A 21,591-nucleotide genomic window follows, 5' to 3' on the forward strand; every position below is an offset into this window, starting at 1 on the left:
TAGGTGACCGGCTCATGGGTGCGCGGCACGCTGGCGCGGTCGAGCTGGACGACGCGGGTGCCGGGGGCGACGCCTTCGAAGTGATAGAAGCCGTCCTTGTCGGTGACGACATAGCTGCCATCGTCCATCAGCAGGCGGATGCCGGCGACACCCTTGCGGCCGCGCTCGGGATCGAGGCAGTTGCCCTCGGTCACGCGGCCGATCACGGTGAAGGCATCGGTCATCAGCGGGCGGCGGATGCGCACCGGGGCGCTGGCGGCGCTGCTGACCGGCCCGGCCTGGCTGGGTGCGCGCGCGATCACATTGTTGACCGCATCGCCCGGAGGGGCGCCGGGAGCGACCTCGACCAGATAGGTGATCTGGACCTGACCGCCGACCGCGAGGTTGGGGAGCGTGAAGACGATGGTCTTGCCATCCGAACTGACCGCCGGCTCCGGCGCACCACGGCTCGATCCCTGACGATAGCGCAGGCCGCGGGGCAGCGTGTCGGTCACGGTCAGCGGGGTCGCGGCATCGGTGCCGATATTGCGGATCTCGAGGCGGTACTGGATGAAGTCGCCGATCTCGGCCTCGCGCACCGAGGCGATCTTCTCGACCGTGAGGCGCGGTGCCGCGACCTGCTGGATCGCCGGACGCTCCGGGTCGATCGGAAGGTCGATGCGGACCGGATCGGGCGTGGAGAGGGTGAACACGCCGCCATAGGAACCCGCGACGATGGTGAAGGGATCGCCATGTGGATCGCGCAGCGCGGCCATGGCGGCGGGCGCGACGATCGACGGGGCGGTGTAGCCGGCGGGCGGGGTCACTACGAGGCGGTAGTTGCCCGGCGGCAGCAGCGGGAAGCGGAAGTCGCCGTCTTCCATCACATAGCGCCAGCCGCTGGAGTCCGTGAGGGTCTGGCCCGAAATGACCTGGTTCGGATACGCGCTGATGCCGTCGTCGCCGAACACCTGCGTTGCCGGCAGCCCGGTCGCATCGTCGATCAGCGTGACGGTGGCGCCGTTGATCGGCTTGCCGGTTCGCGAATCGAACACATGGCCCAGCGGATCGATCAGCAGGCTGGCGGTGGAGCCATAGCTGTCGTCATCTTCCGAGAAGGAGAGGGTGAGGAAGCCGTTATTGTCGCGCGTCAGATCGCAGGCCGAGCGGGTCGAGTCGCCGGAATGCAGCGTGCTGGGCGGGAAGACGCCGGCGAAGATACCGGTGTTCGGGCCGGTTTCGAACATCACCGCATCGCCCTGGCGCTTGCCCGAATCGGCATGGAGCAGGGTCGTTTCGATCTTGGTCGGATCGTAATTCTCGCCCGGCGCTTCGAGCACGACGATCATCGGATTGTCGATGTTGAGCGAGCGCAGCGGGGCGGCCTTGGCGAGTTCCTCGGCGCTGATCCATTGCGGGGTGTAGAGGATCGGCTGGGGCTGGCACTTGAGCTGGCTGTAATCGATCACGAAGTCGGTCGGCAGGCGCCGGAAGGTGATCTTGGTGTGATACTTGGCCGTCGTCAGCTCGACCGTGTTGGACGGGAGCGTGCGATCGCCGGAATTGGTCGAATAGGTAAGCGAGGCCGTGTTCGCGATCCGCGTCTGTGCACTCACCGCCTGCGGGAGCAGGAGCGCGGCGATCGGCGCAAGCATGGCCAGCGCGGCACGGAGGGGGAAGGGGATGCGGAGCATAAGGGTTCTCCGTTTCCCGGCGCGCAGGGGGCGGCGCGCCGGGAGCCGGGGGGTGGCCTCTTTTTTGGTCTTAGTTGATGGTCACGCGGAACGAGATGTTCAGCGGCACCAGCGGCAGCACGCTGCCGAGGGTGGCGTGAACGGTGTGCGTGCCGCTGTCATAGTAACCGCCATACAGGTCGGTTTCGTCGGCACCGGTGTTGTTGTCGTCCTCCGGCGTGCCGTTGAGCAGGCACTGGCCGACGCCGAGACCGCCGACCGCGATCGATCCGGACACGAAGGTCGTGTTCGCAGGGATCGCGTCGCTGATCGCGACGCTGGTGGCGATGCCGGGACCGGCATTGGCGACGCTGATGCAATATTCGACCGTCGCGCCCGGAATGGCCTTCGGGTTGACCAGAAGGTTGTATGGGTCGCTGACGACGCGTGCGGTCTTGGTGCCGGTAACCGCGGCGCTGTCGATCGTGTACGCGTCGAATGCCCACTGCGAACCGTCACGCAGCTGATCGAGCAGGTTCGCGTCGTCGGCGAAGACGATGTCCACCGTGGTCGGCGAATCCGGCGTGAGCAGCGAGGTGGCGACCAGATCGGCACCGAGCGAACCCGAAGTGCCGCCAGCCGCAACCGTGCCCTTCAGGCCGACGATCGCAGTGTGGATGCCCGCGGTGTTCGGGATGTTGGCGACGATGAAGACCGTAACGGTCGCATCGGGCGCCAGCTCGTCGATATAGGTCGCGGTATCGACGCCGGCGTCATAGGTGCCGTTGCCGTTGCTGTCGACGAATACGCGGATATTGGTGACGTTGAAATCGTCGGTGCCGAGCAGCGGGATCGACACGGTCTGCTGGTCGCCGGTCAGACGGATGTCCTGCGTGGCGTTGGTCAGGTTGGTGACGGTGAAGGTCGTCACCTGATCGGTCGAACCGATCGAGACCTTGGTCGCCGTGCCGCCGACTTCGGCGACGGCCAGGTTGACCTTCTTGTCGACCACGAACGTCGCGGTGTTCGACGTGCTCGACTGGTTCGAGCCGCCGACCGAATAGGTCACGGTCGCCTGGTTGTTGATGCTGGTACCTGCAGGGGTTTCCTGCGCGAAGGCCGGGGAAGCGAAGATCGAAACGATCGCCGCGCCGCCCAGCAGCTTGAGCTTGTTATACATGACGAACTTACCCTTTTACGAGTTACTTGAGGATGGCGCGGAACGAGACGTTGGCAGAGCCGCCGGCGGGGACCGAGGCGAGGCGCCAGCGGACGACGCGGACGTCGGCCAACGTGGCTGCGCGCAGCTGACCGTTCGCGCCGCGCGCGGTCAGTTGAGCAATCGGGGCGAAGCGCTGGCCGTCGACCGATACTTCGGGCGCGGGCGAGCCTTGCGAGGGTCCGGCATAGGCGAGCTGGGCCGGGACCGGATTGGCGATCACGAGATCGCGCGCGGCCTGGCTGCCCGAATTGCGGACGGTGATCTGATAGACGACGCGGTCGCCCGGCGTGACGTGGCCGGGGGCGGCCAGTTCGACGCGGGTCGTGCCGTCGGCGGCGGGCTTGCGGACTTCCGCCAGCACGCGCGAGGTGATGGTAACGGGGTTGCCGACCGCGAGCGCGGGCACGGCAATGGCGAGCAGCGCGAGCGCCCCGCCGGACTTCAGGATTGCAGGCATGGACGTGCTCCTCACTTGATCTTGACCTGGAACTGGATGGTGCGGACGGCCGGACCCGCAATGTCGCCGAGAGCGACGCGGATGGCCGCGCCGTCGAAGCTGCCGGCATCATCGCCGCCGGCATCGGTAAGTGCGGCGCCGTCCAGGCGCAGACTGCCCGGGACATAGGCCGTGCCGGTAGGGATCGTATCGGCAAGGCGGGCATCACGGACGGCGCCGCTCCCGCCGAAGCGGGTTTCGAGAGTGTAGGTGACGGTGGCGCCACGGACCGGCAGGCTGTCGCCATTGGGCGCGACGACCGACTGGGACTTGACCACCGAGACGTTGTCGGGATCGCCCGAGGCCATGGTGATCGTGACGCTGGCTTCGGCGGAAGCGGTGGTCGCGCCGACGACCGCGTCGCAGCCATCGTCGCCCTGGCCGTCATAGCCGGTGCCCGGTGTTCCCGAACCGGTGACGGCGCGGGTCGCGACGATCAGCTTGCCGCCGGTTGCCGGAGCCGAAGCACGGACCAGCGCGAGGAAGCGGATCGAGGCGCCGGGGGCGAGCGGCGGGGTCGCGGCGCCGGGTTCGATCCGCAGATCGTGCGCCGGGTCGAACTGGCCGTCGCCGTCCATGTCGATCGCGAATGCCTCGACCGTGGCGTCGACGCCCTCAAGGCGGCCGGAAAGGGTAAACGGCTCGTGCCCGTTGCCGGTGTTGGTGAGCGTGAACGCGACCGGGGTCAGCCCCTGTCCGAGCGACAGGCTGGAGACCGCAGGGGTCAGCTGGAGATCGAGGATTTCGCCGAGGCGGAACGTCACCTGGTTCGACGCGATGGTGGCCGGTTGCTCCGCGATGCTGAAGCTGACGGTGGCGGTATTGGGGATGATGGAGCCTGCCGGGCCGGACGCGAGTGCGGGTACGGCTGCAAGCATCAAGCTGCATCCCCCAAACACTGCAATCACGATCCGCCCGATCAGTGACACCTGACACACCCTTTTGAACTAATTTCGGGTATCGGTGTCGCAGATTGCAGTTATGGCGACTTTAAATGCTGCTTAGGTAGTAATACAATGAATCAACTGGATTTATCCGAAGTGGATATATTCAGGATGAAATCCGTTATATTTATTCGTGTTCTACTTATGGGTTGGCCCTTATGTAATATTACCTAGGGATGATCTATCGCCAACAGCGCGAAGGTGGCGAGCCAGTGGCTTCCCATATAGCTGTCGTCCAGATGGCCGAGGCTGGCGTCGAGATGGCGTTGGGCCGCCGCGATGGCGACGGCCGCGGCGGGATGCTGGGGGCCGAGCTTGGCGGCCAGTCCGCGCCAACACCATGCGCGGCTGAGGTTCAGTCCGTCGAGATGCGCGATCTTGCCGTCGTCGCGATCCGAGACATGGGCCGGCGTGAACAATGTTAACGGCTGGCCCTCCGCGCAGCGCGGCAGGAAGGCATCGAACCATGTGGCGAAATCCGTCCCGGGCAGGACGCGGCTCATCAGCAGGGCCTCGATCAGCGCGGGCGACTGGAACTCGTCGCCGCCCGGCTCCCATGCCTGGCAATCGCGGTCTTCCAAGAACCAGCCGGTCGCGCTGGTGTCGATCAGCGGCACCAGTTCGGGATCGTGTACCAGTGCCCAGTCGCGCGCGAGGATCAGCGCGAAGGCGGTGTTGAAATGGGTGCCGACGCGGATCGGGTAGGTCAGCTTGGGTAGAAACGCGTGGAAGCGCGCGGCGAAGGCGCGGGCGAGCGGTTCGAGTGCGGCGGCCCATGGCGCGTCGTGCCGGGCGAGTTCGCCGTGCAGCGCGAGCAGCCAGCCCCAGCCATAGGGCCGCTCGAACCCGGCCGACATCGGGCGGGAGAGGAAGGCGAGTTCGCCCGCGACCTTCTCCGGGGTGAGCAGGCGGTCGGCGCGCTCACGGATTTCGGCGGCTTCGGGCAGGCCGGGGTAGCGGCGCATCAGACGCATGATCTGCCACCAGCCATGGACGCAGCTGTGCCAGTCGAAGCTGCCATGGAAGATCGGGTGATGCGCGATCGGTGGCCTGGCATCCTCCGGACCGTTCAGCACCAGATCCATCTTGTAGGGATATTGCTGCTCGAGATGGCTGAGCGTCAGCCGGGCGAAGGTGCCCGCGATTTCGGGCGTGAGGTGGGTCATCGGAAGGCCAGCAGGTAGATCAGGGCGATGTTGACCGCGAGCAGGGGCAGGGCGGTGGCGACCTGTGCCTTGATCACGCCGTTGCGGTCCTTCAGCTCGAGCAATGCCGCGGGGACGAGGTTGAAGTTCGCGGCCATCGGGGTGAGCAAAGTGCCGCAAAAGCCCGCCAGCATGCCGATCGCGCCGATCACCGCCGGGTCACCGCCATAGCGCTGGATCAGCAGCGGCACGCCGATGGCGGCGGCCATCACCGGGAAGGCCGCGAAGGCATTGCCCATGATCACCGTGAACATCGCCATGCCGAGCGCGAAGACGAGGACGGTGAGGAAGATGTTGCCCGCCGGAATGATCGCGCTGGCGGTGCTGCCGATGACGGTGCCGACGCCTGCCGACGCGAAGACGACGCCGAGTGCGGCGAGCATCTGGGGCAGCACCGCGGCCCAGCCGATCGAGTCCATCAGCCTGCGGCCTTCCTGAAGCGGCGCGCTGGCCGGGGGCTTGAGCCAGACGAAGATGACGCCGACCGCGAGCAATGCGCCGAGGCCGAGCAGGATGTAGGTCTCGCGTTTGGGCTGGAAGATGCCCGAGGCGCCGAGCGGGGTGTAATTATAAGCCAGCGTGCCGATCAGCGCGGTCAGCGGGATGATCAGCGCGGGCAGGAACAGGCGGTTGCCGAGCCGGGCGCTGGAGGCTTCGCGCTCGGCATCGGAAGTGGTGGGCGGCGATCCGCGGCCCAGCGCGCCGAAGCCTGCCAGTCCGGCAAGTCCCAGCACCAGCAAGCCGTTCGCGAGATTGCCGATATAGGAACCGGCCAGCAGGCTCACCGCCATCAGACCCCAGAAGGCGGCATTGCCGAAGCGCTTCGCATTGCTGCGGTCGAGCGCGTTGAGCAGGGCGAAGGCAGCGAACATCAGCCCGACCAGCACATAGAGCCATTCGAGCGTGATCATGGCTTGCGGCTCCCCAGCTGACGGTCGAGCAGCAGCAGGCGCAGGCCGTGGATCAGGAAGGCGGCGATAGCGGTGGGGATCGCCCATTTGGCCAGTTCGAACGGGGTCAGTTCGATGCTGTAGGGGGCGAGCGTTGCCTGGATCAGCACGATCGATCCGATGGCGAAGAAGATGTCCTCGCCGAAGAACAGGCCGATATTGTCGGTCGCCGCAGCCTGCGCCTTGACCCGTTCGGTGGTCGCTTCGTCCAGCTCGCCCTGCTGCTTCTCGGCGGCGGCCAGCGCCATCGGAGCGACCAGCGGGCGGACGGTCTGGGGATGGCCCGCGGTGGAATGGAGGCCGATCGCGGCGGTGATCTGGCGATAGAGGAGATAGAGGATCAGCAGCTTGCCCGCGCTGGCGTTGCGGAAGCCGAGGATCACCGCACGGGCGCGCTGTTGCAGGCCGTAGCGTTCGAGCAATCCGATCGCGGGGAGCACCACCCAGGTGATGGCGAGGATGCGATTGTCGTTGAACGCCTTGCCGAAAATCTCGGTGACCTGGATCGGGTCCTTGCCCGCGAGCAGACCGGTCACATAGGCCGAGGCGGTGACCACCAGCATCGCGTTCAGCCGCATCGCGAACCCCGCGACGACGACGAGAATGCCGAGAAGCGGGAGATATTCCATCAGCGTCCAAAGCCTCCGCCGCCGGGGGTTTCGATCACGAACACGTCGCCGGGCGCCATTTCGGCAGAGGCGGTGGCGGACAGGGTTTCCACGCTGCCATCGGCGCGTTCGATGCGGTTGATGCCGGGCGCGCCGGATTGGCCGCCATCGAGACCGAAGGGGGGCACGCGGCGGCGGTTGGAGAGTATCCCAGCGCGCATCGCTTCGCGGAAGCGGATGCGGCGGATCGCACCGTCGCCGCCCTTGTGGGCGCCTTCGCCGCCCGAGCCGCGCCGGATGGCAAACTGCTCGACCAGCACCGGGTAGCGGGCCTCCAGCACTTCGGGATCGGTCAGGCGGCTGTTGGTCATATGGGTCTGGACGGCGGCGGTGCCTTCGAAGCCGGGGCCGGCGCCGGAGCCACCCGCGATAGTCTCGTAATATTGGTGGCGGGCATTGCCGAAGGTGAAGTTGTTCATCGTCCCCTGCGACCCCGCCAATGCCCCCAGCGCGCCGAACAAGGCATCGGTCACGACCTGGCTGGTTTCGACATTGCCAGCGACCACCGCCGCTGGATAGCGGGGATTGAGCATGCTGCCCTCCGGCACCCGGATCGTGACCGAGCGGAGGAAACCGTCGTTGAGCGGCACGGCTTCGTCGATCAGCGTGCGCATGACGTAGAGGACTGCGGCGCGGACGACGGCGAGGGGTGCGTTGAAATTGTCGGGTTGCTGGTCGCTGGTGCCGGTGAAGTCGAAGGTGAGGGCGGGCGTCTCGCGGTCCACGGTAACCGCGACCTGCACGATCGCGCCGCTGTCCATCTCGTATGCGAAGCTGCCGTCGCTCAGGCGCGGGATCAGGCGGCGGACGGCTTGTTCGGCATAGTCCTGGACATGGGCCATGTATGCCTGAACCACCGCGACGCCATATTCGGCCGAGGTGCGGCGCAGGCCTTCCGCACCGCGGGCGCAGGCGGCGATCTGGGCGGCGAGATCGGCGATGTTCTGGTCGATATTGCGAGCGGGATGCGGACCCGAGGCGAGCAGTTCGCGGGTCTCGGATTCGAGCAGGCGGCCATTTTCGACAAGTAGGACATTGTCGAAGATGATCCCTTCCTCGTCGATGCTGCGGCTGTTCGGTGGCATCGATCCGGGGCTGATCCCGCCGATATCCGAATGATGCCCGCGGGCGGCGACGAAGAAGGCGGGGGTGTCGCTACCATCGACGAATACCGGCTGGATCACGGTGATGTCGGGCAGATGCGTGCCGCCGTCATAGGGGGCGTTGAGTGCGTAGACGTCGCCGGGAAGGATGCCGCGGCCGTCGCTGGTGCGGCGGGTCAGGATGGTGCGGATGCTCTCGCCCATCGATCCGAGATGGACCGGGATATGCGGGGCGTTGGCGATCAGGTTTCCGGCCGCGTCGAACAGCGCGCAGGAGAAATCGAGCCGCTCGCGAATGTTCACCGACGACGCGCTGTGGCGGAGCGCGGCGCCCATTTCCTCGGCGATGGCCATGAACAGGCCTGAGAAGATCTCCAGCCGCACCGGATCGAGCGCGGTGCCGAGCGTGGCTGTCGCGCGGGGGATCGCACGGGTGAGGATGATGCTGCCTTCGCCATCGATCGTGGCGCGCCAGCCGGGCTCGACGATGGTGGTGGCCACCGGATCGGTGATGAGCGCGGGGCCTTCCAGGATCGCGCCCTGTGCCAGTTCCGCGCGGTCATGGACCGGGGTGGCATGCGTTGCACCGGCCATGAAGGTCTCGACCGTCGCGACGGGTGGCGCGCTGGTTTCGGGCGGTGCGGGAAGGGCGAGCGCTTCGCCGGTTTCGGCGATGGCTTCGGCGCGGATCATGTCGACGATCGGCGCGATGATGGGATCGTAGCCGAAGCGCTGGCGATAGGCGGTGGCGAACGCCGCCTGCATCGCATCGGGCTGTTCGAGCGGCACCTCGATGGTGCTGTCGCTGCCCTTGGTGCGCAGATGGGCGGTGAGTTCGAGCCGCGCGGTCTCGCCGAGCGCTCCGAGGGCTTCGAGGCCGAGTGCGGTGGCGACGGGTTCGAGGCCGGGATCGTCCAGCGGGAGTTCGACGGTGCGTTCGCGGACTTCGCGCCGGGCGGCGATACCGATGCCATAGGCGGAGAGCACGCCCGCGAGCGGATGGATCATCACCGTTTCGATCCCCAATGCATCGGCGACGAGGCAGGCATGCTGGCCGCCCGCGCCGCCGAAGCTGGCGAGGGTGAAGCGGGTCACGTCATGCCCGCGTGCGATGGAGACCGACTTGATCGCATTCGCCATGTTGGCGACGGCGATGGCGACCAGTCCTTCGGCAGTGGCTTGCGGTGAAAGGCCTGCTTGCGCCGCGACTTCCGACAGGCGGGCGAGCGCGGCATCGCGGTCGAGTGGCTGGTCGCCCTCGGGGCCGAAGACGCTGGGGAAGAATTCCGGCTGGATCTTGCCGAGTGCGACGTTGCAATCGGTGACGGTGAGCGGACCGCCGCGGCGATAGGCGGCGGGGCCGGGTACCGCGCCTGCGGATTCCGGCCCGACCTTCAGCCGGCCGCCGTCGAAGCTGCACACCGATCCGCCGCCGGCCGCGACGGTGTGGATGCGCAGCATCGGGGCGCGGATGCGGGCGCCCGCGACGATGGTCTCGTTGTCGCGCTCATAATGGCCGGCGTGGAGCGAGACGTCTGTCGAGGTGCCGCCCATGTCGAAGCCGATGACGCGTTCGAACCCGGCGCGGCGCGCAGTCTCGGCCATGCCGACAATACCGCCCGCGGGACCGGACAGGATCGCGTCCTTGCCGCGAAAACCGCGGCCGGGCGCGAGGCCGCCATTGGATTGCATGAACAGGGGCGAAGTGCCTTCCAGCGCCGCCTCCAGCCCTTCGACATAGCGGCGCAGCACCGGCGAGAGATAGGCATCGACCACGGTGGTATCGCCACGCCCGACCAGTTTGATCAGCGCGCCGACTTCGTGGCTGACCGAGATCTGGGTAAAACCGATCTCGCGGGCCAGTGCGGCCAGCGCGACTTCGTGCGCGGGGTGGCGATAGCCGTGCAGCAGCAGGATCGCGATGGCGCGCAGGCCGCGGGCATGGGCTTCGGTGAAGGCAGCGCGGGCGGCGTCGAGATCGAGCGGGCGAAGGGTTTCGCCTTCGTGCGTGACGCGTTCGTCGATCTCGATGGTTTCGGCGTGGAGCGGCGCGGGGCGATCGATGCGGCGGGCGAAGATGTCCGGGCGGTCTTGCGTGCCGATCACCAGTGCGTCGTGGAACCCCTTGGTGATCGCGAGCAGGACCGGCTCGCCCTTGCGTTCGAGCAGCGCGTTGGTGGCGATGGTGGTGCCGATGCGGATCTCGGCATCGGGCAGGGGGCCTGAAGGGACGCCGGTCAGCTGGCGGATCGCGGCGACCGCGGCGTCGTCATAGCGCTCCGGATCTTCGGACAGCAGCTTGGCGGTGACCATCGCGCCATCGGGCGTGCGCGCGACGACATCGGTGAAGGTCCCGCCGCGATCGACCCAGAAATGCCAACGCCCCATCGGCCAAGCGATGCGGGGCGGAGGCGTTCAGGTCAAGCAGCGATCAGCGCGGGTTCAGCGCCGCGATCAGCACCTTCATATTGTCGATATAGGTGCCGGTGGAGATGCCGATCACCGGCTTGTCGGTGATGAAGGGTGAGGTGTCGGTAGCGTCGCCCACCCGGGTGCCGCCGAAATCGCCGGGGGCGGGGGTCTTCGATCCGTCGCCGGCGTAAGGGTTGCTGGTCGCGCGCAGCTCGGTCGGCCAATAGCCGGCCTTGTTGAGTGAGCCGATCAGTGCGGCCGGGGTGCGCTTGCCGTCGGCGGTGTTGAGGTCCGAGGTTTCGACCGCATCGATCAGGAAATAGCGCGGCAGCGGGCGGGCATTGCCCGGACGCAGCGGCGACTCCTTGGCGATCTCGGCGGGCGAAGTTGCCTTGAGCTTCTCATATTCGGCGCGCAGCGCGGGGACGTTGATCGCGCGCCAGGCGCTGTAATGGGTGATGGTGCCCGCGGGTTCGTAATCGACATAATATTCGCCGTTCACGACGTTCGATCCGCGGCGATGGACATAGAGCGGGCGATTGGTGCCGATCTCGATAAAGGTCGGATAGGCGCGGCCATTCTTGACCTGATCGGCGGGCAGGCGAACCGATTCCAGCCAGTCGAGTGCCTCGGGAATGCGGGCGAGGAACTTGGCGTCGCCGGTCAGGCGGTAGAAGTCCATCAGCGAGCGGACATTGGCGGCGGTGGTGTGGGTGACCAGCGCGTCCGGCTCATAGGTGCGCGCGCCGACCGGCTTGAGGTCCAGCGTATATTGCAGACCCCATCCAGCCTGGGGCGCGGCCTGCTGGGTGACCAGATAGACGTTCATCGCGCGGATGATCGCGTCGTACACGCGCTCGTCGCCACCCAGCACCTGATAGCAATAGATCAGGAACTTGATGTTTTCGCCCGCGACATCGTCGTTGAAGGTGATCAGGCTGGTGTAATCGGGCTTGCCGTGATGCGAGAAATCGTGGCGGAGCGGCCAGCGCTGGGGCCAGCCGCCGATCGGATATTGGCTGTCGAGGACGAAGTTCAGCGCCTTCTTGAGCGGGGGCAGATATTTGGGATCGTGCCGTTCGACATAGAGGCGCAGCAGGAACTGCATCGCTTCGGACGTGCCGGCATCGTCGAAGGTGGCGTTGCCCCAGTCATGCTGGAATTCCTCCAGCCTCCACGCGTTCTTGCCGATGGTGGCATACCATTGCTTCGTCGAAGCCTGACCGCCGAAATCGCCGAAATAGTGCCAGCCGCCATTATCGAGCTGGATCGCGATCAGCGCCGCCGCGGCCTTTTCCGCCGCTTCGTAATAATAGGGATCGCCGCTGGCATGGTACGCATCGAGGAACAGATGGCCCATGGTCGGCGTGCCCGGGGGCTGCACCCATATCATCGTCGGATAGGCCTCCATCTCGCCCCAGCGGCGCGAGAAATCCTCGGTATAGGCCCAGACATAGCCGCCATTGGTGGAGGCCTTCTCGACCATGAACCGCGTGGCGCGCTTCATCGTGTCGAGGATCTTGCCGCGATCCTGCGCTTGGGCGGGGACGGAGAGGGTGGCCAGCGCACAGATCGCCAGCAGCCAGCGCAACAGCCTTGCCATTCAACCTCTCCCGATATTGTTATGACACCGGTAGCAGGGTGGGGAGGTGTCGATCAAGCGCGATTGGCAACGCCGCTCCGTTCCCGCCGATCGGGTGATCGGCGAAGAGTCACAAGAGTCACAATGGCATCGCGGCGGGCGCTCGCCCGCTTGTGCACGCCCGCACGCGAATGGTCGCGTTGAGGCGCCCCGCATCTTGGCGATGCAGGTGGTTGGGATGCCGGATTTTGTTTCGAAGCTTCGAGGAGATGGTTTGTAGAACAAAATGGGAACAATGTCAATAGCTGACGGATATAGCCCGCCAATCTCTCGTTCCTCCGCGCATGGGAGAGCGGACTGAAATCTGTCCTCTGCGAGAAGTTGCCATGAAATGAGCTGTGCTCCGGCGAAGGCCGGAGCGCCGGCAGTCAACGGACTGCGATACGTCCAACGCTCCGGCCTTCGCCGGAGCACAGCCAGTTGTCAAACGGGACGAAGCGCCCAGGGTTCGAGATACGCGATCAGGCCCGCGGCGGTTCGGCGGGGAGGATCACGGTGACGCGCAGGCCGCCGATGGGGGAGCGGCTGGCTTCGATCCGGCCGTGATGGGCTTCGACGATGGCGCGGGCGGTGGCGAGGCCGAGACCCGATGCCGCGGCCGAATCCTCGGGACGGTCCGAGCTGCGGTAGAAGGGTTCGAACAGGCGCTGGGCGAGCATCACGTCGACGCCGGGCGCGCTGTCGTCGATGATCAGGCGCCATGCGTCGCGCGAGCTTTCGAGGCCCAGCACGATGCGGCCGTTGCGCGGGGTGTAGCGCAGCGAATTGTCGATCAGCGCGCCGAACAGCTGCTCGATGCGGGCGCCGTCCCACTTCACCAAGATGGTATATTGCGGGAGCGTGCTGGTCTCGAGCTTCACGCCCTGACCCTCGGCACGCTTGGCGTTGCCCCAGATCGCGTTGTGGATCAGCGCGCGCGGATCGACCTGGCTGAAATTGACCGGCAGGCGGCCGAGATCGGCAAGGGCGACGGCGCTGAGATCCTCGGCCATCTGCGACAGGCGGCGCTGGTCTTCCTCAAGTCCCGTCGCCAGGTCGGCGCTGATCGGATGCTGGACCGCGGCGAGCTTGTCGAGATGGACGGCAAGGCTTTCCGTCGGGCGCTTCAGTTCGTCGGCGATCGAGACGAGCCAGGTGCGGCGCGCGGTTTCGAGGCGGCTGAACTGGCTGGCGATGCGCTGAAGGTTGCGCGAGGTGGCGACGACCTCTGCGGGGCCGCGCTCCTCGATATCGACGTCGTGATCGCCATGCACGATCTCGCGGCTGAGCCGGTACAGTTCGAGCTGTGGCTTGGACCAGCGGCGGGCGAACTCATAGGCGGCGGCGAGCAGCAGCGCGAACAGGCCGGTGACGATCACCGCGATGCCGAGATACTGGGTCGCGAGGAAGTTGCGGTCGCTGTCGGTCAGCGTCGGTTCGCGGACGATGCGGGCGAGCGCGACGGTCTGGCCATTCAGTTTCAGCGGGCGTTCGGCGCGGGGCGGGTTGCTGCTGGCCGGGCCGGCAATCGGGCTGCCATCGGCGTTGGCGAGCTGGATGCGGCCGGCGAGGCGCGGATCGCGCTGATCGAGTTCGGGGATCAGGCGGCTGAGCGGCTTGCCCGCGGCGAGGGCTTCGCCCGCGGTAGAGACGAAGCCTTCCAGCCGCTCCTGATCGCGCTGGGCGAGTTCGATCTGCTGGCCATTGTGCATGTTCCACACCAGCAGGCCGCCGGGCACGACCGCTGCAAGCAGGGCCTGGGCCGCGAGGGGAATGAACATGCCGGGGAAAAGCCGCACTAGAATCTCCTGCCCGAGAGAGCGCTTAGCCGGGTAACGTGCGCGTCAACGCGATACAATCGGGTTCGGCGCATTTCATTCCGCGGCACTGATGCCGTCCAGTATCTTGCCGCCAGCCATGAACACGGCGATGGGGCAGACGAAGAACAGCATCCAGCCGCCGATCCCCGGAAACTTGTCGAGATAGTGAAGCCCGCGTTCGACCGCGCCGGTGCCGAGACCGTAGATGACGAGGAAAGCCTCGAACTTGGTCTTGATCGTGAAGAGGCGGGCGATCCTGCGGAACATGGCCATATCTTACGCAAGGTGCGGGCCAAGTGAGGATTTCCGCGGTTTCCGCCTTAACGACTATGGTTACCTGTCAATTAACTCGACAGTTCCGAGCGTTTCGAGAAGCTTGATGCGCGCATTCTCGATTTTTTCGACCAGTGCGGGATCGGAAATTTCTTCCTGTGCGATGACTTCGGGCCAATATGCCTCGATCACCGCGGCGATGGCGTCGAGCTTCGTATCATCGACCAGGAAGCGGGGATCGGCCGTGGCAGGGTCGGCGACGACGCGCAGGCGCAGGCAGGCGGGGCCGCCGCCATTGGCCATGGATTCGCGGACATCGACGACTTCGAGACGGCGGATCGGGCCGTTGCCCGCGACATGCTCCTGCAACCACGACCAGACGCTCGGTGTGTCGCGGGCTTCGCTCGGCAGGATCAGCGCCATTTCGCCCGAGGGCAGGGTGACGAGCTGGGCGTTGAACAGGTACGAGCTGATCGCATCGGCCAGGCTGACCTTTGCCGCGGGGACCTCGACGATCTCGACCTCGGGCAGGGCGGTGCGGAGATCGGCGTAGAAGGTTTCGCGATCGGCGAATGCCTGTTCGTGGGTGAACAGCACGCGGCCGTTTGCGACCGCGACCACATCGTTGTGGAAGGCGCCGGCGGCGATGGCTTCCTCGGATTGCTGGACGAGCAAAGTCCGCGCGGGATCGAGCAGGTGGTGGCGGACGATGGCGGCGCTGGCGTCCGGGTGCTGGCGCGCAGGGAAGGGGCCGCCGGCAATGCCATAGACGAACACTTCCACGCCGGGCGCGTCATGGCTGACGCACAGCCGCATATGATTGGCTGCGCCTTCGTCACCGAACGGCGTCGGCACCGGGCCGTGCACCGCGAAGGCAGGGTTGGCGAAGGCGAGGCGGAGCTGGGCCAGCGTTTCGGGCCATTCGTGGCTGCGATGCGGCATGGTGAGCAGATTGGCGACGGTCAGGTGGCAGCGGCCGTCTGCGGTATCGGGAGCGGGCGAGACGGTCGCGGCATTGGCCGCCCACATCGACGAAGCCGACATGGCCTGCGCGCGGGTGTGCGGCGCGGCGTCGGCGTGGGTCGTGGCGAGGCTTTCCAGCCAGCCATGGTTCGGGCGGGCATGGGGCAGCAATATGCCCTGGGTCAGCCCGAGCGCGATGTTGGCGCGCATCTTGGCGATGCCCTGAAGCGCGGCGGCGCGGGGGTGCGAGATGCCGCCCCGGTTCTTGGTCGCGGCGAGATTGCCGAAGCTCAGCCCGGCATAATTGTGGCTGGGTCCGATGATGCCGTCGAAGTTTATTTCAACGATCGACATAGGTGACCTCGCTGTCGACCGCGACGCCGAGCGCCTCAGCAGCGTCGGGGTCGAGGATCACGCGGTCGTCCACGGCGCTGACCTGGGCCTGAGTCACGCGGAAATCGGCAAGGCGGCCGGAGGAAACGAGGGCTGCCTGGCCGCCCTTGTCGATCGCGACGACCTTGCCGGTCTTCGCCTCGCGGATCGTCTTCACATGATCGGTGCGCGCGGTCATGGTCGGGCCGCCGTCGAAGATGTCGATATAATTCTCGAACGAGAAATGCTCGCCTTCGAGCATGCGCATCGCGGCGCGGCCGCTGGGATGGGGCAGGCCGATCACGGCGCGCGAGGTTTCGGGCAGCATCGCGGTGTAGACCGGATGCTTGGGCATCATGTCGGCGATGAACTGGTTTCCATGGATGGCGTTGAATTCGTCGGCCTGCTGGAAATTCATGCCGAAGAAGCGGCCGGCAACGCCGTCCCAGAAGGGGGACCCGCCAGCCTCGTCGATCACCCCGCGCAGCTCGGCGAGGATACGGTCGGCAAAGCGGTCGCGATGGTTGCGGATGAACATGTAGCGGCTGCGCGCGAGCAGCATGCCGAGACCCCCGGCGCGTTCGCCGGGATGGAGGAACAGGCCGCCGACCTCGGAACAGCCCCCCAGATCGTTGGTCAGGTTGAGCAGTTCGGAGCGGAAGGTGCGGTTCAGTTCCTGGCTGTACTTGGTGTCGATGCCGATGCGGTAGCTGTAGAAGGGCCAGTGCTGGCCGACGCGGGTGAAGATCTGGCAGGTGCCGCGGACTTCGCCGGTCACGATATTCTCGAGCATCAGCACGAACAGCTCGTCCGCCACGCTGGTATCGTCGCGGGCGAACGAGGCGGCGCTGCGTTCCAGCTTGGCGCGGAGCGACTTTTTGTCGGGCGGCAGGTTGGTGAAACCGCCGCCGGTCAGTTTCGCCATCTCATAGAGATGCTGGAGATCGTCTTCGCGCGCGGCGCGGATGATGAAGGTCATTACAGGCCCCGTTCGGCTAAGCGAAGGATGGTGAGCGCGGAGAGCGCTGCGCGCTCCGGAAGACTCTCCGGGATGAGATATTCGTCGCTGGAGTGGATCGCGCCGCCGCGGGCGCCCATCGTGTCGACGACCGGGACACCGCACGCGGCGATATTGTTGCCGTCGCACACGCCGCCAGAGTCCTTCGTGGTGATGTGCAGCCCGAGATCGGAGCCGACCTGCTTCACCAGCGCAAAAAGCTTCTCCGCGCCGGGATCGATCGGCTTGGGCGGGCGGTTGAAGCTGCCGTGCAACTCGATGCGGACGTCATGCTTGACCGCGACGACCGCGATCGCCTGATCGAGCGCGATCTGCGCCTTTGCGATGGCGGCGGCATCCTTTGGCCGGAAATTGACGCGCAGGATGGCGAGATCGGGGACGACATTGTTGGGCCCTCCGCCCTCGATCCGCGCCGGGTTCACTGCGAGGCCCGGTGCGCGCGCTGCCGCCAGGCGGAGCGCGAGATCCGCAGCGGCGACGAGCGCGTTGCGGCCTTCGTCGGGATTGCGGCCGGCATGCGCGCTCTTGCCATGCACCACGAGCGAGAAATTCCCGGTCCCGCCGCGCGCGCCGGCCAGCGTGCCATCGGGCAGGGCCGAGGGTTCGTAGGTGAGCGCAGCGAGTTTGCCCCGCGCGGCACCCTCGATCAACGCAGCGGAGGAGAAGGAACCGGTCTCCTCGTCCGAGTTGACCAGCACCTCATAACCGATTTGCGAAGCAAGCGGGCTGGCCTCGACCGCTTCGAGCGCGGTGAGCATCAGCGCGAGACCGCCCTTCATATCGGCACAGCCCGGCGCGTTCCACGTTCCGTCCGGACGCCAGACGCCGGTCTGGAACGGGTGATCCGCGCCGTAGACCGTATCCATATGGCCGGTCAGCAATAGCTGGACCGGCGCATCGGGGCGTACCGAGAGGTGGAGATGGCGGCCATGGTCTAGCGCGTGCACCCGGCCATCGGCGGTGACATTCTCGACCGGAGCCGGTTCGATCAGCGCAAGCTCGCCGGGAAGGGCAGAGAAGCTGTCCGCCAGCATATCCGCCACGGTGGCGAGACCCGCGAGATTGCGCGTGCCGCTGTTCACCGCGACCCATTTCTGGGTCCGTTCGAGAATCGGGGCATCGCCGATCCGCTCGATCGCGGCGGCTTCGATTGCAGAAATCGCACTCATCATCGGGTCGTAGCGCGCCCGGTATCAGAAATCCACGACGAGCGCCGCGCGGCTGGTGGTGTCGGTGGTGTCGCGGCCGGGCTGCGGCTTGCTTTCATATTGCAGCGTATAGGAAAGCTGCGCGGAAAGCGGCCCGATCAGCCGTGCCACCAGCGCCGACTTGCTGGTCACCGTGCTGCTGGAGTCCTGAACATAGGCCGACGCATTCTGGCGCAGCGAGATGCCGGGCGTCATCTTCCAGTCGAAATCGACCGATCCGCGCGCCGCGGGATAGCTTTCGACCTTGCCGTTGGTGAAGGCCGTGTGGCGGAAGGCCGGGCCAAGCTCGAGATCGAGGCGGAGCCGCGGCTTCTTGATCGCGCTGTAGCCTGCGCCTGCCGAGAGCGAGAAGCGGTTGTTGAAGCCGAGGAACCGGTCATTCTCGTACAGCGCCGATCCATAGACATAGGCGCGCTCGTCGAATTTCCAGTTGGGCTCGTACGAGGCCATATAGCGCTCGCGGGTGACGATCCCGAGGCTCTCCTGATAATCGCCCTGCACGCGCAGCTTGTGGCGCCATTCCAGCCCCTCGCGGCGCAGCTCCACCACGGCGCTGAGGCCGACATTGTTGGTGTTGCCGGTGGTCCGGTATCCGCCCAGCTCGGCGCGCCCCTTCATCAGATCGAACAGCCCGGCCTCGCGGATGCGGCGCTCGTTGTTGCGGCGGCGTTCGCTGCGCCAGTCGGCGGCGAGCTTGTTGATCGTCTCGGCATGTTCGGGCGAGGCGCCGCGGGCATATTTCACGATCGTCGCAACTTCACTCTCGTTGCCCGACGCAAAGGCGGCGTCGAGCATCGCCCGGACCGGCGCCGGGATGGTGTCGGGATCGCTCGCATTAGCGAGCAGAAGCGGAATGGCGAGAAGCAAGGCGCGCATGGTCGTTCCGATATCGTTATCCGCCCGTCACGAACAGGCCTGCATTATCCTGCGGCGGCAAGCGGTTCCGCAAAGACGATGAGAAGTTGTCGGTAAAGATCCCGTTTGAACGGAACGATCAGTTCGGGAAGATCGGCCTGCTCCGACCAGCGCCATGCGCGGAATTCGGGATGGGCGGTGGCGATATTCACGTCGCCATCGTCGCCGAGGAAGCGGAACAGGAACCAGCGCTGCCGCTGGCCGCGCCATTTTCCCTTCCACACCTTGCCGATCAGATCGTCGGGCAGATCGTACCACAGCTCGTCCGGCGCCTCGGCGATCAGCTCGACTTTGCCGGCCTCGACCCCGGTTTCCTCCCACAGTTCGCGGACGGCGGCTTCATAGGCGTCCTCGCCCTCGTCAATCCCGCCTTGCGGCATCTGCCAGGCCTCCAGCGTGGAATCGAGGCGCTGGCCGACGAAGATGCGGCCCTCGCGGTTCATCAGCATGACGCCGGCGCAGGGGCGATAGGGGAGAGCGGATCGATCGGTCATGCGCCGCCCATATCAACCCTGCGCGGCAATTCCCATTGGGCTATGCAGCGGCAGGACGATTCGGGAAGCGATCATGGCGAAGGCCAACAAACGCAAACAGGCTCAGGCCCAGCGCGGCGCCACGATGGTGGTCAATGACGATTTCCGTCAGCTGATCGGCGAAAGGCTGCTCGACGGCGCCGATCCGGAAGAACTGGCGCAGCAGCTTGCGGCCGGAGGCGTGCCGCTGGCTTTGGTGCAGGCCGAGATATTGCGGGCGCTCAAGAGTCCCTATCTCCGCGCGGCGGAGCGGCTGGCCCACCGGCTCGATAAATGGGAATGGGTGCTGCAGAACCGCGCGCGGCTGGCGGCGAACGATCCGCACGGGATGGAGATCCCGGTGCTCGAACGGACCGATGCCGCGCAATTCTATCGCGACCATTATCGCGCGCATCGGCCGGCGGTGATCCGTGGCCTGTTCGATCACTGGGCGGCGCGGGAGAAATGGTCGCTCGACTATTTCGCGCAGACGCTGGGCAGCCGGGAGGTGCGGGTCCAGTGGAACCGCGAAGCCGATCAGGATTATGAAGGCAATGCCGGTGCGCATGGCGCTTTCCGCCCGTTCGACGAACTGGCCCGGCTGCTGGCCTCGCCCGAGCCGAGCAACGACTTCTATGTCACTGCGAACAACAGCGACCAGAACCGTCAGGTGTTCGCGCCCTTCTATCGCGATATCGGCGAGATGCCGGAACTGCTCCACGAAGGCGGCGCGCAGCATGGCTTTATCTGGATCGGGCCGAAGGGCACGATCACGCCGTGGCACCATGACCTGACTAACAATCTGCTGATCCAGATGACGGGCCGCAAGCGCGTGCGGATGGTGGCCAGCCATGATACGCCGCTGATGCGCAACCACCGGCATTGCTTCAGCAGCTGGAAGACCGACGAACTGCTGCCCGGTCCCGCCGCCGAGGGGCGGCCGGCTGTGCTGGAATGCGAGATCGGGCCGGGGGATGCGGTGTTCCTGCCGATCGGCTGGTGGCACCATGTCGAGGGGCTGGAGCAGCATATCGGGATGAGCTTCACCGGCTTTGCCTGGGATAACGACTTTTATTCGAGCTATCACAGCTTCCACGACATGTAGGCGCGGGCATGATCCGCGTCGTCCATCACCCCGATTATGTCGCGCCTGCGCCCGCGCGCAGCACCTATCAGTGGAACAAGAACGGGCTGGTGCGCGACGTGCTTCTGGCGCGCGGCGATGCGTTCGAATGGCATGTTCCCGAGGCGATGCCGCGCGAATGGATCGAGGCGGTGCACGATCCGGACTATGTCGCGGAGGTGCTGGAAGTCCGGGTGCCGCCGCAGAAGGAGCGCCGCATCGGCTTTCCGGTGACGCCGCAAGTGGCGAAGCGGGCGCAGATGGTGCCGGGCGGGACCTGGCTGACGGCGCTGCTGGCGCTGGAACATGGCTATGCCGCAAATACTGCCGGGGGCAGCCATCATGCGCTGGCAGATACCGGCGCGGGCTTTTGCGTGTTCAACGATCTGGCGATCGTCGCGGTGCGGCTGGTCGAGCAGGGCGTGGTTTCGCGCGTGCTGATCGTCGATTGCGACGTGCATCAGGGCGACGGCACTGCCTCGCTCTGCGCCGGGCGGCCGGGCATCGCGACCTATTCGATCCATGCCGAGAAGAACTTTCCGGTGCGTAAGGCGGTCTCGACGCTGGATGTCGGGTTGGCCGATGGAACCGGGGATGAGGCATATCTGGCGGCGCTGGCGGAAAGCCTGCCGCCGCTGGTCAACAGTTTCGAGCCGGAGCTCGTGCTCTATCAGGCCGGGGTCGATCCGTTCGGCGGGGACCGGCTGGGGCGGCTGGCGCTGACCCATGAGGGGCTGGATGCGCGGGATCGCTGGATCGGTAGCTTCTTCGCGGCGCGCGGCGTGCCGGTCGCGAGCGCGCTGGGCGGCGGATATGGCCTCGACGCGATGGAAGTCGCCGAGCGCCATGTCGCTTCGATCCTGGCGGTGGGACAGGCCGTTGCAAAGCAAGCTTTGCAAGCATGAGGGGATTTTCTACTTTGGGTGAACCGCATGTGAGGCGTACAGCGCGGCAACGATAAAGTTCGCAGGAAGAAGTCCATGGCAACCGCCGCTCATACGCTGACGCCCGAAGAAGCGTCGGCCCACCCGCCGCAAGAGGCTGTCGTGGTCCGTTTTGCCGGGGATTCCGGCGATGGGATGCAGTTGACGGGCGGGCAGTTCACCTTGTCGAC

The 21,591-nt window shown here is 66.2% G+C and carries 17 protein-coding genes and 1 pseudogene; 2 read left to right on the forward strand and 16 right to left on the reverse strand.

Translation table 11 applies throughout. The annotated features are described in order from the left end of the window. The 16 genes and pseudogenes from P1X14_RS17890 to P1X14_RS17965 all read right to left on the reverse strand — a co-directional run. Positions 1 to 1,673: pseudogene (locus P1X14_RS17890) on the reverse strand (hypothetical protein); the annotation flags it as partial. 70 nt (positions 1,674 to 1,743) lie between these two features. Further along, entirely contained in the window at positions 1,744 to 2,832 is a 1,089-nt protein-coding gene (locus P1X14_RS17895) for a DUF11 domain-containing protein (RefSeq protein ID WP_277316780.1), read from the reverse strand. Positions 2,833 to 2,854: 22 nt separating this feature from the next. Then, the gene (locus P1X14_RS17900; RefSeq protein ID WP_277316781.1) at positions 2,855 to 3,331 is read right to left on the reverse strand and encodes a hypothetical protein; all 477 of its coding nucleotides are present in this window, start codon (positions 3,329 to 3,331) and stop codon (positions 2,855 to 2,857) included. 11 nt (positions 3,332 to 3,342) lie between these two features. Next, a complete protein-coding gene (locus P1X14_RS17905; RefSeq protein ID WP_277316782.1) occupies positions 3,343 to 4,248 on the reverse strand; it encodes a hypothetical protein in 906 nt (301 codons plus the stop codon). A 236-nt stretch (positions 4,249 to 4,484) separates the two neighbouring features. Beyond that, the gene (locus P1X14_RS17910; RefSeq protein WP_277316783.1) at positions 4,485 to 5,480 is read right to left on the reverse strand and encodes a DUF2891 domain-containing protein; all 996 of its coding nucleotides are present in this window, start codon (positions 5,478 to 5,480) and stop codon (positions 4,485 to 4,487) included. Next, positions 5,477 to 6,430: a DUF979 domain-containing protein gene (locus P1X14_RS17915; protein ID WP_277316784.1), complete on the reverse strand. Its 954-nt coding sequence runs from the start codon at positions 6,428 to 6,430 to the stop codon at positions 5,477 to 5,479. Before P1X14_RS17915 ends, P1X14_RS17910 begins: the two co-directional genes overlap by 4 nt. Further along, entirely contained in the window at positions 6,427 to 7,098 is a 672-nt protein-coding gene (locus tag P1X14_RS17920; RefSeq protein ID WP_277316785.1) for a DUF969 domain-containing protein, read from the reverse strand. The genes P1X14_RS17915 and P1X14_RS17920 overlap by 4 nt, the downstream gene beginning before the upstream one ends. After that, positions 7,098 to 10,628 (reverse strand): hydantoinase B/oxoprolinase family protein, encoded by a 3,531-nt coding sequence (locus tag P1X14_RS17925; RefSeq protein WP_277316786.1) that lies wholly within the window; start codon positions 10,626 to 10,628, stop codon positions 7,098 to 7,100. The genes P1X14_RS17920 and P1X14_RS17925 overlap by 1 nt, the downstream gene beginning before the upstream one ends. A gap of 43 nt (positions 10,629 to 10,671) precedes the next feature. Continuing rightward, positions 10,672 to 12,255: a pectate lyase gene (locus tag P1X14_RS17930; protein WP_277316787.1), complete on the reverse strand. Its 1,584-nt coding sequence runs from the start codon at positions 12,253 to 12,255 to the stop codon at positions 10,672 to 10,674. A gap of 500 nt (positions 12,256 to 12,755) precedes the next feature. After that, a complete protein-coding gene (locus P1X14_RS17935) occupies positions 12,756 to 14,072 on the reverse strand; it encodes an ATP-binding protein (RefSeq protein ID WP_277316788.1) in 1,317 nt (438 codons plus the stop codon). A gap of 75 nt (positions 14,073 to 14,147) precedes the next feature. After that, positions 14,148 to 14,360: a hypothetical protein gene (locus tag P1X14_RS17940; protein WP_277316789.1), complete on the reverse strand. Its 213-nt coding sequence runs from the start codon at positions 14,358 to 14,360 to the stop codon at positions 14,148 to 14,150. Between the two features lie 66 nt (positions 14,361 to 14,426). Continuing rightward, positions 14,427 to 15,683 carry an N-succinylarginine dihydrolase gene (locus P1X14_RS17945; protein WP_277316790.1) on the reverse strand — a complete coding sequence of 419 codons (1,257 nt, stop codon included), beginning with the start codon at positions 15,681 to 15,683 and terminating at the stop codon, positions 14,427 to 14,429. Continuing rightward, complete coding sequence (locus P1X14_RS17950) at positions 15,670 to 16,680, reverse strand: arginine N-succinyltransferase (protein WP_277316791.1); 1,011 nt, start codon at positions 16,678 to 16,680, stop codon at positions 15,670 to 15,672. Before P1X14_RS17950 ends, P1X14_RS17945 begins: the two co-directional genes overlap by 14 nt. Further along, complete coding sequence (locus P1X14_RS17955) at positions 16,680 to 17,888, reverse strand: hydrolase (RefSeq protein WP_277316792.1); 1,209 nt, start codon at positions 17,886 to 17,888, stop codon at positions 16,680 to 16,682. The genes P1X14_RS17950 and P1X14_RS17955 overlap by 1 nt, the downstream gene beginning before the upstream one ends. Before the next feature lie 24 nt (positions 17,889 to 17,912). Further along, the gene (locus P1X14_RS17960; RefSeq protein WP_277316793.1) at positions 17,913 to 18,803 is read right to left on the reverse strand and encodes a DUF481 domain-containing protein; all 891 of its coding nucleotides are present in this window, start codon (positions 18,801 to 18,803) and stop codon (positions 17,913 to 17,915) included. A 44-nt stretch (positions 18,804 to 18,847) separates the two neighbouring features. Then, a complete protein-coding gene (locus P1X14_RS17965; RefSeq protein WP_277316794.1) occupies positions 18,848 to 19,336 on the reverse strand; it encodes an RNA pyrophosphohydrolase in 489 nt (162 codons plus the stop codon). Between the two features lie 73 nt (positions 19,337 to 19,409). On the opposite strand from P1X14_RS17965, the gene P1X14_RS17970 reads away from it, so the two are divergent. Beyond that, positions 19,410 to 20,459 carry a cupin-like domain-containing protein gene (locus tag P1X14_RS17970; RefSeq protein WP_277316795.1) on the forward strand — a complete coding sequence of 350 codons (1,050 nt, stop codon included), beginning with the start codon at positions 19,410 to 19,412 and terminating at the stop codon, positions 20,457 to 20,459. 8 nt (positions 20,460 to 20,467) lie between these two features. Continuing rightward, positions 20,468 to 21,382 carry a histone deacetylase gene (locus P1X14_RS17975; protein ID WP_277316796.1) on the forward strand — a complete coding sequence of 305 codons (915 nt, stop codon included), beginning with the start codon at positions 20,468 to 20,470 and terminating at the stop codon, positions 21,380 to 21,382. The last annotated feature ends 209 nt before the right edge of the window (positions 21,383 to 21,591 follow it).

Origin of the sequence: Sphingomonas sp. AOB5, assembly GCF_029433115.1 — a bacterium.
In the GTDB taxonomy this organism is placed as follows: Bacteria; Pseudomonadota; Alphaproteobacteria; order Sphingomonadales; family Sphingomonadaceae; genus Sphingomonas.

Excerpts from the sequence above, each read along its gene's own strand:
- P1X14_RS17920 (WP_277316785.1), bottom strand. The coding sequence starts at position 7,098 with ATGGAATATCTCCCGCTTCTCGGCATTCTCGTCGTCGTCGCGGGGTTC.
- P1X14_RS17895 (WP_277316780.1), bottom strand. The coding sequence starts at position 2,832 with ATGTATAACAAGCTCAAGCTGCTGGGCGGCGCGGCGATCGTTTCGATC.
- P1X14_RS17905 (WP_277316782.1), bottom strand. The coding sequence starts at position 4,248 with ATGCTTGCAGCCGTACCCGCACTCGCGTCCGGCCCGGCAGGCTCCATC.
- P1X14_RS17925 (WP_277316786.1), bottom strand. The coding sequence starts at position 10,628 with ATGGGGCGTTGGCATTTCTGGGTCGATCGCGGCGGGACCTTCACCGAT.
- P1X14_RS17930 (WP_277316787.1), bottom strand. The coding sequence starts at position 12,255 with ATGGCAAGGCTGTTGCGCTGGCTGCTGGCGATCTGTGCGCTGGCCACC.
- P1X14_RS17950 (WP_277316791.1), bottom strand. The coding sequence starts at position 16,680 with ATGACCTTCATCATCCGCGCCGCGCGCGAAGACGATCTCCAGCATCTC.
- P1X14_RS17955 (WP_277316792.1), bottom strand. The coding sequence starts at position 17,888 with ATGAGTGCGATTTCTGCAATCGAAGCCGCCGCGATCGAGCGGATCGGC.
- P1X14_RS17900 (WP_277316781.1), bottom strand. The coding sequence starts at position 3,331 with ATGCCTGCAATCCTGAAGTCCGGCGGGGCGCTCGCGCTGCTCGCCATT.
- P1X14_RS17965 (WP_277316794.1), bottom strand. The coding sequence starts at position 19,336 with ATGACCGATCGATCCGCTCTCCCCTATCGCCCCTGCGCCGGCGTCATG.
- P1X14_RS17975 (WP_277316796.1), top strand. The coding sequence starts at position 20,468 with ATGATCCGCGTCGTCCATCACCCCGATTATGTCGCGCCTGCGCCCGCG.
- P1X14_RS17960 (WP_277316793.1), bottom strand. The coding sequence starts at position 18,803 with ATGCGCGCCTTGCTTCTCGCCATTCCGCTTCTGCTCGCTAATGCGAGC.
- P1X14_RS17915 (WP_277316784.1), bottom strand. The coding sequence starts at position 6,430 with ATGATCACGCTCGAATGGCTCTATGTGCTGGTCGGGCTGATGTTCGCT.
- P1X14_RS17910 (WP_277316783.1), bottom strand. The coding sequence starts at position 5,480 with ATGACCCACCTCACGCCCGAAATCGCGGGCACCTTCGCCCGGCTGACG.
- P1X14_RS17945 (WP_277316790.1), bottom strand. The coding sequence starts at position 15,683 with ATGTCGATCGTTGAAATAAACTTCGACGGCATCATCGGACCCAGCCAC.
- P1X14_RS17970 (WP_277316795.1), top strand. The coding sequence starts at position 19,410 with ATGGCGAAGGCCAACAAACGCAAACAGGCTCAGGCCCAGCGCGGCGCC.
- P1X14_RS17940 (WP_277316789.1), bottom strand. The coding sequence starts at position 14,360 with ATGTTCCGCAGGATCGCCCGCCTCTTCACGATCAAGACCAAGTTCGAG.